Consider the following 10,970-nt stretch of genomic DNA (forward strand, 5'->3'; position numbering starts at 1 on the left):
CATGAACGCTGTTGCCAAGACCTTCTCCACCGAAGGTGATTACAAGATTGCCGATATCTCGCTGGCCGATTGGGGCCGCAAGGAACTGGATATCGCCGAGCACGAAATGCCGGGCCTGATGTCGATCCGTCGCAAGCACGCCGCCACCCTGCCGCTGAAGGGCGTGCGCGTGACCGGCTCGCTGCACATGACCATCCAGACCGCGGTGCTGATCGAGACCCTGAAGGACATCGGCGCCGACGTGCGCTGGGCGTCCTGCAACATCTTCTCGACCCAGGACCATGCCGCTGCCGCGATCGCCGCGTCGGGCACCCCGGTGTTCGCCTGGAAGGGCGAGTCGCTGGAAGAGTACTGGGACTGCACCCTGGACGCGCTGACCTTCACCCTGCCCGACGGCACCCTGACCGGCCCGGAGCTGGTGGTGGACGACGGCGGCGACGTCACCCTGCTGATCCACAAGGGCTATGAGCTCGAGAACGGCAGCGACTGGGTCAACGAGAAGGCCGCCTCGCACGAAGAACAGGTCATCAAGGACCTGCTCAAGCGCGTGGCCAAGGAGCGTCCGGGTTACTGGGCACGCGTGGTCAAGGACTGGAAGGGCGTCTCCGAAGAGACCACCACCGGCGTGCACCGCCTGTACCAGCTGGCCCAGGCCGGCACCCTGCTGATCCCGGCGATCAACGTCAACGACTCGGTCACCAAGTCCAAGTTCGACAACCTGTACGGCTGCCGCGAGTCGCTGGCCGACGGCCTGAAGCGCGCCATGGATGTGATGCTGGCCGGCAAGGTTGCCGTGGTCTGCGGTTACGGTGACGTGGGCAAGGGCTGCGCCGCGTCGCTGCGCGCTTATGGCGCCCGTGTGGTCGTGACCGAGATCGATCCGATCTGCGCCCTGCAGGCGGCGATGGAAGGCTTCGAGGTCAACACCATCGAGTCCACCCTGGGCCGTGCGGACCTGTACGTCACCACCACCGGCAACAAGGACATCATCCGCATCGAACACCTGAGCGCGATGAAGGACCAGGCCATCGTCTGCAACATCGGCCACTTCGACAATGAAATCCAGGTCGATGCGCTGGTCGGTTTCCCGGGCGTGCAGCACGTCAACATCAAGCCGCAGGTGGACAAGTACGTGTTCCCGAACGGCAACGCGATCTTCCTGCTGGCCGAAGGCCGCCTGGTCAACCTGGGCTGCGCCACCGGCCACCCGAGCTTCGTGATGTCCAACTCGTTCGCCAACCAGACGCTCGCACAGATCGACCTGTGGGCGAACAAGGACAGCTACGAGAAGAAGGTGTACCTGCTGCCGAAGAAGCTGGACGAGGAAGTGGCCCGCCTGCACCTCGAAAAGATCGGCGTGAAGCTGACCACCCTCACCAAGGAACAGGCCGATTACATCGGCGTGCCGGTGGAAGGTCCGTTCAAGCCGGAGCATTACCGCTACTGATCCAACGGGGTTGCCGGCCAGCGGCCGGCACTACCGGGTTTACGACGGGCGCCTTCGGGCGCCCGTTTCTTTTCCAAACCGGGTGAGCGTAGGCGCACGCCCTGCACGTGCCGCTAACAGCGCGCACCCGATGATCCGCGTGCGGGGGAATATCTGGATCATTCCGGAGCATTCCATATGAACACCTTGTTCAAAATGATGGTTGTGGCAGCGATGGGCTGTGCCGCAGGCAGCGTAATGTCTTCGCTGGCTGTCGCGCAGACGGTAAGCGAGGAGACCGTAAGCGCTAGGAAATTGCTTTTTTCCAATCGGTACAAGTGCACGCTGTCGTATAAGGCCGGGCCACCTACGCCCCCGATCGGGCTGAGCGCCGAAAGCCAGTCACAGGCCGAGCAGATGGCGGTGGCGGTAGCGACTCCTTCCGGAGCGAGCTGCCAGCTGGATGAGACGTCCGACCGGACAACGTGAGGCGCGATCGGTATCGGGCTTGATTCTCCGCTTGGGCGGGCGCCGAAAGGTGCCCGTTTTTTACCCCAAATGTTCATCACGACGGACCGCCGTTGCGGCCGCCGATAGCCTCGGTCAAGCCAACGCCCTGGGCGCGGCGCTAGGATTCCTGGGTGCCCCGCAACAAGGACCTGCCATGACCCCGGCCATCAACCTGCTCAAGCAACGCGGCATCGCGCACGCGGTGCTTGCCTATGACCACGATCCCGGCGCGGCCTCCTACGGCGGCGAGGCGGTGCAGGCGTTGGGCCTGGACCCGTCGCAGGTGTTCAAAACGCTGCTGGCCAGCACCGAGAAACACGAACTGCTGGTGGCGATCGTGCCGGTCAGCGGCACGCTCGACATGAAGGCACTGGCCGGAGCGGCCGGCTGCAGGAAGTGCGAGATGGCCAAGGCGGAAGATGCGCAGCGCGCGACCGGCTACCTGGTCGGCGGGATCAGTCCGCTGGGGCAGAAGAAGAAGCTCCGCACCTACATCGATGCCAGCGCGCAGGCGTTGCCGACGATGCATGTCAGCGCCGGGCGGCGTGGGCTTGAAGTGGCGCTTGCGCCGGCCGACCTGCTGGCATTGACCGACGGCAGCCTGGCCCCGATAGCCAAGCCACCGTAGAGCCACGCCCTGCGTGGCTGCGAGGTCCCGACCGAGACGCAGCCACGCAGGGCGTGGCTCTACGGGACAGCGTTACGGTCGCCAGTTGGCGTTGCTCTCCCAGAACGCCACGGCACGCTGGTAGGCCTCGCGGTCCAGCGGCACGCCCGAGCCGCCCTCTTCCACCCCCAGCGCGTTGCGCATCATGGTGATCGGGGCCATCGGTACTTCTTCCGGCTCGGCGGTGTAGATGCAGCCGACGATGCCCCAGTCGGCGTCGATCGGCGCGCCCTCCAGCGCCAGCTGCTCCGCGCTGTACAGGATCACCACCAGGTAGTTCGCGCGCGGCGATTCCACCCCCTCGAACCAACGCACCAGCACCGGCAGCTCCTCGCGGTTGCGCGCTTCGTAACCGGTATGCAGCTGATGGCGGTTGGCGTCGGTGATCGGCACGGTGAGGCAGCGCGTGCTGGTCCAGTTTTCGTAGACGAACAGCTTGCAGAACGGCGCGTAGCCGTCGAGCACCTTGAACGGCGCGTGCGTGTTGAGGTGCGCCTCGAACTGCGCGGCCGTGCAGTCCTGGATGGTGTTGCCGCGCGGCACGCGCGGAAACAGACGGGGGCGGGCGAATTCGGTCAGGACAATGGACATGGCACACAGGGGGGCGTGACGGGTGCACAGGGTAACCCGCGTCATCCGTCGAGAATCATCCGCAGCGCCGGCGCCAGTTCGGGGTGGTGGAAGCGGTACCCGTCCTGCAGCGCGCGGGCCGGCACCACGCGCTGGCCGGTCAGCAGCAGCCCGGCCATTTCCCCGAAGCCCAGCGTCAGCGCGAATGCCGGGGTGGTCAGCCGCGCGGGCCGGTGCAGCGCCTCGCCCAGTGCCGTGGCAAACGCGCGGTTGGTGACCGCGCCCGGTGCGGTGCCGTTGTAAGCCCCGCAAGCATCGTCGTGCGCCAGAAGCCACACGATCAGGCCGACCAGATCGTCCCGATGGATCCAGCTCATCCACTGCCGCCCATCGCCCATCGGACCACCCGCGCCCAGCCGGAACGGCGGAAGCATCCGCGCCAGGGCGCCTCCATCGCGATCCAGCACGATGCCGGTACGCACCACGCAGGTGCGCACCCCGAGGGCATCGGCCTTGAATGCCTCGGCTTCCCATTGCCGGCACAGCATCGCCGCGAAGTCGTGCCCCGGCGAAGCGGCTTCGTCCAGCACCTCGTCGCCGCGCGGGCCGTAGTAGCCGATCGCCGAACCGGACACCAGCACCTGCGGGCGCGCCGGCAGCTGTTCCATCCACGCCAGCAGCGCGCCGGTGGTGCCGAGCCGTGAATCGAGCAGAGCCTGCTTGCGCGTCGGCGTCCAGCGCCCCGCCATGATCGGCTCCCCGGCCAGGTTCACCACCGCCTGCACCGGACCGACGTCGTCCAGCCGTGCCACGCTGCGGGCCCCGTCAACGGCATCGCGGCCGGGGTGTCGGGTCAGCACCGTCACGGCATGCCCGAGCGCCTGCAGCCGCGCGCACAGACGCCGGCCGAGGAAGCCGGTGCCACCGGTAACCAGGATGTCCATCGCGTTCACTCCGTCTCAGTGCCGCCTACGGTAGACCGTCACCTGTGCACACCGGGTGCGCCGATACTTCACATTCATCGCGATGAAGCGATATGATGACCGCACACCCGTCGCCGCCGCTGCCCATGACCGCCATCAGCTTCGAGTTCTACCCGCCCAAGACCGACGAGCAGCGCGCCCAGCTTGATCGCACCGCCGGCAAGCTCAGCGCTTACGGCCCGGAGTACGTGTCGTGTACCTTCGGCGCAGGCGGCTCGACCCTCAGCTACACCTCCGAGACCGTGCGCCACCTCAAGCAGCACCACGGCTTCGAAGCGGCGCCGCACCTGTCCTGCGTGGGCGGCAGCCGCGAGGAAATCCGCGAACTGCTCAAGCTGTACCGGGCCATCGGCTGCCGGCGCATCGTCGCCCTGCGCGGTGACCTGCCCTCGGGCATGGGCCATCCCGGCGACCTGCGCTACGCCTCGGAGCTGATCAGCTTCATCCGTGCCGAGCACGGCGATGCGTTCCACATCGAAGTGGGCGCCTATCCGGAGACGCATCCGCAATCGGACGATGCGCTGCGCGACCTGAAGTACTTCAAGGCGAAGATCGACGCCGGCGCCGATGCCGCCATCACCCAGTACTTCTACAACCCCGACGCGTATTTCCACTTCGTCGATGCCGTGCGCAAGCTCGGCGTGACGGTGCCGATCGTGCCCGGGATCATGCCGATCTCCAACTTCAGCCAGCTGCGCCGTTTCTCCGAGCAGTGTGGCGCGGAGATCCCGCGCTGGATCGGCAAGCGCATGCAGGCCTACGGCGATGACGCCGAATCGGTGCGCGCCTTCGGCGCCGATGTGGTGGCCCAGCTGTGCGAACGGCTGGTCGCGGGCGGCGCGCCGGGGCTGCATTTCTACACCCTCAACCTGGCCAAGCCCACCACCCAGGTGTTGAAGCTGCTGGGTCGCTGAGCGGAACCGGCGCAATCGCTTGCAGATAACGCGCGCGCCGCTACCCTGCTGCGATGAGATCGGTCGTTCTGCTCCTGCTGTCGTCCTGCGCACTGTGCTGTCCTCCTGTGGCCACGGCGCAGGCGCAGCGCGTGAACCGCTGTACCAACGCGCAGGGCCAGACCGTGTTCACCGACCGCAGCTGCGATGCACTGGGCGCGACCGCGCGCATGCCGGCCGGCTCCGCATCGGTCGGCAATACCGGCATCTACCGCGCCGGCTGCGCGCGCCGGCTCAGCGAGCTGACCGGGCAGATCCGCGACGCGGTGAGCCTGCAGGACGTCAACCGGCTGTCGTCGATCTATCTGTGGGGCAACGTATCCAACGCCACCGCCAACCAGATCATCGGGCGGCTGGAATCGGTGGTGCAGCGCCCGCTGATCGATATCGCGCCGGTCTATCCCAGCACCGACGCGCTGCCCCCGCCGCTGCCGGCCGACCCCAACGCCTCGCTGGTGGACGCCGTAGAGGCCGCCGCGCCCGTCGCGGGCCGGCCACGCCCGATCGGCCTGCGCCTGGAACAGACGCTGGGCAGCACCGCCACGCCGGCGCGCACCGTGTTTGGCCTGCGTCGTCAGTACGGTTGTTTCTGGATCACACTCTAAGCGCGTTTCCCGGCGCGTCAGCCGCCCGCGGGCACGGCGTCGCCGGACCACAGCCGGCTGATCGAGGCGATGCCCTGGGCACCGTGGCGGCGCGACTCCGCGATGTCGCCCGGTCCCAGGCCGCCCAGCGCATACAGCGGCAGCGATACCTGCGCGCGCAGCGATTCGAAACTGTTCCATCCCATCGGGGCAGCGCCCGGATGGCTGGGGGTGGCCTGCACGGGCCCCAGCACGGCGAAATCGCAGCCCAGCCGTTGCGCGGCCTGCAGCTGCGCCAGATCGTGGCATGAGGCCGCCACCAGCTGGCCGTCGGGCAGCGGCCGCGTCTCCAACTGCAGCAGCTGTTCGCTGCCCAAGTGCACGCCGACGCCGAGCCGGCGGGCCAGCTCGATGTCGCGGTTGAGCAGCCACTGCACCCCGCCCCCGTGGCGGGCCACGGCCTGCTCGGCCAAGGCCACCCGGGCGGCGCTGGCAGGGGTGCGCAGCTGTACCCGCCGCACGCCCGCGTCCAGCGCCCGGGCCAGGCGTGCATACCAGTCCCGGTGCGCGGCAGCGTCGTCGGTATCAGGCTCGGGGGTAATGAGATAGCGGTCGGGGTGGCGCAGCGCGGCCACCACCGGCAGGTCGGCCGGGGGCATCGAATAGCGTGAGAGCTTGTCCGATGCCACCCAGGTAATGGCCTGGCCCTCGCGACCCCGCGGCGACCCCTTCCAGCTGCGGACATGCCGTACTTCCAGGCGCAGGTGCTTGTCCGGGTAGACCTGGGGTACGTCCATGATCCAGTCGCCCACCTCGGCCTCGATCCCCAGCTCCTCGCGCAGTTCGCGTACCAGCGCCTGCTCGGAGGTCTCGCCGTCCTCGCGCTTGCCCCCGGGGAATTCCCACAGGCCGGCCATGTCGCTGTTCTCGGTGCGACGGTTGAGCAGGATGCGGCCGCGGGCGTCGGTGATGACGCCGGCCACGACATGGATCGATCGTTTGGGGGATGGCATGGGGGCAGGATGCCGAATGAATGCGGGGATGTGCAATCCCCGGCTATCGACGCCCGGTGCCTGCATCTGCTGCCTCTGGTTTCGTCGATCCATCGCCCCGCACCCAAAAACAAAGGGCCCCTTTCGGAGCCCTTCGTCTGCGTCATACCGCCACGTCGATCAGAACAACACATTCCAGTTCAGCTGGCCGCCGAACTCGCTCTGGCCGTCGCCGCTGCGGCCCTGTGCGAAGAAGGACAGTCGGCTGTTGTCGGTCGGCTTGAACGAGACGCCCAGTTCGGCGATGGCCACGTCACCGGCCAGCGGCAGGCCACTGACCGTGAAGCGGTTGCTGCCTACCACGAAGCGGTTGCTGGTGTCGGCACGCAGGTCGCCACCGGCGTGCTGCCAGGCCAGGCCGGCTTCGATGCGGGTGCCGCCTTCCTGGTCGGCACTGATGTCCCAGGCCGCACGCAGGCCGGCCGTGGTGGTCCACGTGCTGTCTTCGCTGGAGTCGACCGCCAGCGCTGCGCTGCCGCCGGTCTCGGCGAAGGCATCACTGCTCAGACGGGTGTAGGCCAATGCGAGGTACGGGGTGAGGGTCAGCGCATCCAGTTCGACATCCCAACCGCCTTCGGCGAACGCAGTCACCGCGCTCGCGTCCTGGCTGCCGTCCAACGTCTGTGCCCAGGCCTGGCCCGTGCCGACGCGGCGCTGGGTATCCAGCTGGTAGTCGGCGTACGAGGCGCCACCGTTGAGCCAGAACGCCTCACCCCGGAAGCCGGTATACAGGCCGATGTGCGCCGCTTCGACATCGCTGTCGGCGTTGCGGTCATCGACCTTGTTGCGCAGCTTTTCCGCACCGACGGCCACACCCACCGTCCAGCTGCCGCCGAAGCTCATGTCCATGCCGGCCATCAGCCCGGCCCGGTTCTGGCGCACGCGCGCGGCCGAGTCGTCACTGTCCTGGCGCTTGGAGGTGCCGCCACCGCCCAGCCACAGCGAGGCGCCTTCCACGGCCATGGTCGGGTCCGGCCGCATGCGCTGGGAAATGCCTTCGCGCAGGAAGCGGTCGTCGAGCAGCATCGCGCGGTTGCTGGCGTGGATCTCGCCGGACAACTCGTTGAAGGCCGTGCGTGCGGCGGCTTCGTCGAGCATCAGCAGCGCGTTGTACAGCGCCAGTGCCTCGCCGGACTGCTGCAGGCTGTTCAGGCCGTTGGCGATGCCCTGCTGGTTGGGGGTCTGCGCCACGGGATTGAACACTTCCGGCGGCGGCGTGACCGGGGTGCCGGGATCACCAGGAGTGCCGGGGGTACCGGGCGTGCCCGGCGTGCCCGGCGTACCGGGAGTGCCGGGAGTCCCCGGGGTACCGGGGTTGGTGCCGCCATTGCTGACCGCGATGGTCAACACCACCTGGCTGCCGTTCTGGCTCAGGGTCGGGGTGATGAAGGCCGAGTTGGAGGTGACAGCGTCAAACCCGCCCTCCACGCCACCCGCGGCATCGAGCACGGTGTAGGTGCGGCCGTTCTGGTAGCTGGTGGCCGGGTCCAGCCCGGTCACGCGCATGCCGGCATCGCCGGTATTGGCCAGGTTCGAGCCACGGCCGATGAAGGCCTGGCCGGTGACCTTCAGCAGGTCGGACTGGCCGTTGCCGAGCAGGTCCACGTCGTAGAACGCGGCGGACGACACCGGTGCCGAGGCGCCTGCGTTGAAGAACAGATTGCCGTCAACGGTGATCGTGCCCACGTTGCCGCGGCCCGGCGAGAGCACGCCGCCATTGGTCACGTAGGTATCGCCCACGGTGGCATTGCCGGCCAGCACGCCGCCATCGCGCACGGTGACGTTGGAGCTGCGCACCACGCTGGCGGTGCCGCCCAGACTGAGGTTCTGCTGGAAGCCGGCACTGCCGTTGAGCACCAGGGTGCCGCCGGACACATCGATCTGCTGGGGCAGCGCCAGTGCCGGATCGGTGTAGCCCTGGCCGGTGTACAGGTTGGAATTCAGTACCAGCGTGCCCGCGCGGACGTCGACCTTGCCGCCGAAGGCAGTGAGGTCGCCACTGAGCGTGGTGTTGCCCGCCACGTTGATGAGTGCGCCACCCGTCCACGTCGTGCCGTTGGGCACGCTGCGCACGGTGTTGGCCAGGCTGATGTCGCCGGTGTGGTTGAACACCAGGCCACCGGCATTGGACTGCATGTCGATCGGTGCGCCGGAGAGCGTGCCGGCGGCTTCAGCCGCGCTCCAATCGAAGGCCGCAGTGGCCGTCGTCCAGCTGTCGGCGCCACCGCCCAGCACCAGGAAGCCGTTGCTGGTGAGGCTGAGGCCGGTGCCCGCGTCGATACGTCCCTCATCGCTGGCGACCAGCAGGCCGAATGGCTCACTGGCTGCCGCGCCGACGGTGATGCCGTTGGTGGCGGTGATGAGCGAACCCGCACCACTCACCTGGACTTTGTCCATCACGATGCTGGGGCTCAACGTTTTCGAATTGATGCCACCGGAGACCTGCAGGGTATCGCTGGTCAGCTTCCCTTCGGCATTGACGTCGACGGACCCTTGGATGGTCATCAAGCCGGTGTTGGTCCAGTGTGAGCCGGCCTCCTGGATCGTGGTCGGCACGCCCACCGTGCTGAACGAATCCTTGAGCAGCGCAGTGTTCGACACAATGGAGCCGCCGCTGGAGAGCTGCACCGAGGTGGCCTCCATATGGCCGGCATTGATCCGTGCGTTCGCGCCGCTGACGCGGATCAACGAGATCCGGTTGGGATTGGTGCCGCTGGACTCGGCCGTCAGGCCGGTACTGGCGTTGAGTACGCCGCCGTTCTGCACCATCAGCGTGCCGGAACCATCACGGCCGACCAGGACGCTGGGGGCGTTGACCACCGCGCCGATACCGCTGATGGTCACCTCGCCGGTGCTGTCCTGTGCAGCACCGATCACCAACGTGCCAGCAGAACCCAGTGCGAGCGTGCCACCTGCCGCTACGTTGAGCTTGCCGTAGCCGGCACTCTGGTTGCCCATGATCAGGTCGCCGCCTACGTCGACCTCGCCACCGTTGTCGACGTTGAGCGTACCGGTGCCGGCATCGCCCAGCAGCAGCGAGTTGCTGGTGACGATCAACTGGCCGCCGCTGCCCACGTTGACGATGCCGGTACTCCGGTCATTGCCGCTGGCTGCGACACCCACGCTCATGCCGTAGCTGCCGCCGGCAAGGAGCGTATCCACCCGGCCGCCATTGGAGATGTTGAGCGTGCCCGTGCCCGCCCGGCCCACCTCGATAACGCCGGCCCTCAGGCGCGAATCGGTACCGGTGACCACGGCAGTGCCGGTGCTGCTGGCGGCATACCCCAACGCGAGCACCGAGGCGACGGATGCCTCGGCGCCGTTCTGCAGGTTCAGCGTTCCCGTGCCGTTTCCGCCGACCAGCATTGACGAACTGTTCCGGACCTGCAGCAGGGTGGACGGGCCGTCCAGGGTCAGGGCGCCATTGCCGGATGCGCCGGCCCCAAGGGTCACCAACTGGTCGGACACCAGCGCACCGCTTCCCTGCACAGTGACAGTGACCGGACCATTCGGGCCGACGTCGAAGCCTTGCAGGTAGGTGCGCTGGTTGGTGACGGTCTCATCGGCGTTGAATGGATGCGACTGCGCGAATGCCGAAGGCAACGCGGCGGCGGAGAGTCCCAGCGCTACTGCCATGGCCGCACACAACGGCGTACGACGGTGCAGTGCAGCCGTAGACTGCGCGGGCGAAGCATGCGTGGAAGCAAGCTCGGAAGCGACCTGCATCAGACCGGTGGTGTGGTTGAACACCAGGCGAAAAATCCTGTTCATGACACTCCATGGATGGCGACTTGACGAACGCGACGCGGCCACTCCCCGTGGCACACAGCGCGGCACTGCCGCTGCGGAACCCCTTCCGCGGCGGGGAGGCACAGGGTAATGCCTCACGGTGGCGCCCGCCACCCGCCCTTTGTCTGATTACGTCATTCGCAGCGCGCTGTAGCGCCTTACATCGCGTGAATCTTTGTGACTTCCGTCTCATTTTATCGCGGGCAAAAAAAAGGTTCTTCTCCCATCTGAGGGCGCGTCTCTTTTCAACCGCCGTCGAAGCTTGGCGCGCCGTCTTCGATCGGGTCTGCCGCGAGCGTTGAGCGCCCCGCCGCGGCCGGCAGGCCCCTATGCAAATGTCCCCCGGCGTCGGCATGCGCCGCCGCCTCCTCCTTTACTTTGCCAGGGACCTACCGGCCGCGACGGGGCTCGGCTTGCGGTACGCGATGGAAAAGCG

Annotated in this window: 9 protein-coding genes; 5 read left to right on the forward strand and 4 right to left on the reverse strand. The window is 67.5% G+C overall.

The window, feature by feature from the left end:
• The first annotated feature begins 1 nt into the window (after position 1).
• The 3 genes from ahcY (at position 2) to ybaK (ending at position 2,564) form a co-directional block, all read left to right on the forward strand.
• Positions 2–1,447: an adenosylhomocysteinase gene (ahcY, locus tag RT456_RS12380; protein ID WP_313347037.1), complete on the forward strand. Its 1,446-nt coding sequence runs from the start codon at positions 2–4 to the stop codon at positions 1,445–1,447.
• Positions 1,448–1,624: 177 nt separating this feature from the next.
• On the forward strand, positions 1,625–1,915 hold the full coding sequence (locus RT456_RS12385) for a hypothetical protein (RefSeq protein ID WP_313347040.1): 291 nt from the start codon (positions 1,625–1,627) through the stop codon (positions 1,913–1,915).
• A 175-nt stretch (positions 1,916–2,090) separates the two neighbouring features.
• Positions 2,091–2,564, forward strand: coding sequence for a Cys-tRNA(Pro) deacylase (ybaK, locus tag RT456_RS12390; RefSeq protein ID WP_313347044.1), 474 nt, complete (start codon positions 2,091–2,093; stop codon positions 2,562–2,564).
• A 72-nt stretch (positions 2,565–2,636) separates the two neighbouring features.
• Here ybaK and RT456_RS12395 read toward each other — a convergent pair whose 3' ends face one another.
• On the reverse strand, positions 2,637–3,194 hold the full coding sequence (locus RT456_RS12395; RefSeq protein ID WP_313347047.1) for a DUF3228 family protein: 558 nt from the start codon (positions 3,192–3,194) through the stop codon (positions 2,637–2,639).
• 41 nt (positions 3,195–3,235) lie between these two features.
• Positions 3,236–4,117: a TIGR01777 family oxidoreductase gene (locus RT456_RS12400; protein ID WP_313347050.1), complete on the reverse strand. Its 882-nt coding sequence runs from the start codon at positions 4,115–4,117 to the stop codon at positions 3,236–3,238.
• 125 nt (positions 4,118–4,242) lie between these two features.
• On the opposite strand from RT456_RS12400, the gene metF reads away from it, so the two are divergent.
• Positions 4,243–5,070, forward strand: a complete 828-nt coding sequence (gene metF, locus RT456_RS12405; RefSeq protein WP_313347082.1) for a methylenetetrahydrofolate reductase [NAD(P)H] — start codon at positions 4,243–4,245, stop codon at positions 5,068–5,070.
• A gap of 53 nt (positions 5,071–5,123) precedes the next feature.
• Positions 5,124–5,714, forward strand: coding sequence for a DUF4124 domain-containing protein (locus RT456_RS12410; RefSeq protein WP_345785091.1), 591 nt, complete (start codon positions 5,124–5,126; stop codon positions 5,712–5,714).
• A 17-nt stretch (positions 5,715–5,731) separates the two neighbouring features.
• Here RT456_RS12410 and RT456_RS12415 read toward each other — a convergent pair whose 3' ends face one another.
• Positions 5,732–6,706, reverse strand: a complete 975-nt coding sequence (locus RT456_RS12415; protein WP_313347056.1) for a Nudix family hydrolase — start codon at positions 6,704–6,706, stop codon at positions 5,732–5,734.
• Between the two features lie 159 nt (positions 6,707–6,865).
• Positions 6,866–10,516 (reverse strand): autotransporter domain-containing protein, encoded by a 3,651-nt coding sequence (locus RT456_RS12420; RefSeq protein ID WP_313347059.1) that lies wholly within the window; start codon positions 10,514–10,516, stop codon positions 6,866–6,868.
• Positions 10,517–10,970: the final 454 nt, after the last annotated feature.

It is taken from the genome of Stenotrophomonas sp. (genome assembly GCF_032099025.1).
Lineage (GTDB): Bacteria > Pseudomonadota > Gammaproteobacteria > Xanthomonadales > Xanthomonadaceae > Stenotrophomonas.

Excerpts from the sequence above, each read along its gene's own strand:
- ahcY (WP_313347037.1), top strand. The coding sequence starts at position 2 with ATGAACGCTGTTGCCAAGACCTTCTCCACCGAAGGTGATTACAAGATT.
- RT456_RS12385 (WP_313347040.1), top strand. The coding sequence starts at position 1,625 with ATGAACACCTTGTTCAAAATGATGGTTGTGGCAGCGATGGGCTGTGCC.
- ybaK (WP_313347044.1), top strand. The coding sequence starts at position 2,091 with ATGACCCCGGCCATCAACCTGCTCAAGCAACGCGGCATCGCGCACGCG.
- RT456_RS12395 (WP_313347047.1), bottom strand. The coding sequence starts at position 3,194 with ATGTCCATTGTCCTGACCGAATTCGCCCGCCCCCGTCTGTTTCCGCGC.
- RT456_RS12400 (WP_313347050.1), bottom strand. The coding sequence starts at position 4,117 with ATGGACATCCTGGTTACCGGTGGCACCGGCTTCCTCGGCCGGCGTCTG.
- metF (WP_313347082.1), top strand. The coding sequence starts at position 4,243 with ATGACCGCCATCAGCTTCGAGTTCTACCCGCCCAAGACCGACGAGCAG.
- RT456_RS12410 (WP_345785091.1), top strand. The coding sequence starts at position 5,124 with ATGAGATCGGTCGTTCTGCTCCTGCTGTCGTCCTGCGCACTGTGCTGT.
- RT456_RS12415 (WP_313347056.1), bottom strand. The coding sequence starts at position 6,706 with ATGCCATCCCCCAAACGATCGATCCATGTCGTGGCCGGCGTCATCACC.
- RT456_RS12420 (WP_313347059.1), bottom strand. The coding sequence starts at position 10,516 with ATGAACAGGATTTTTCGCCTGGTGTTCAACCACACCACCGGTCTGATG.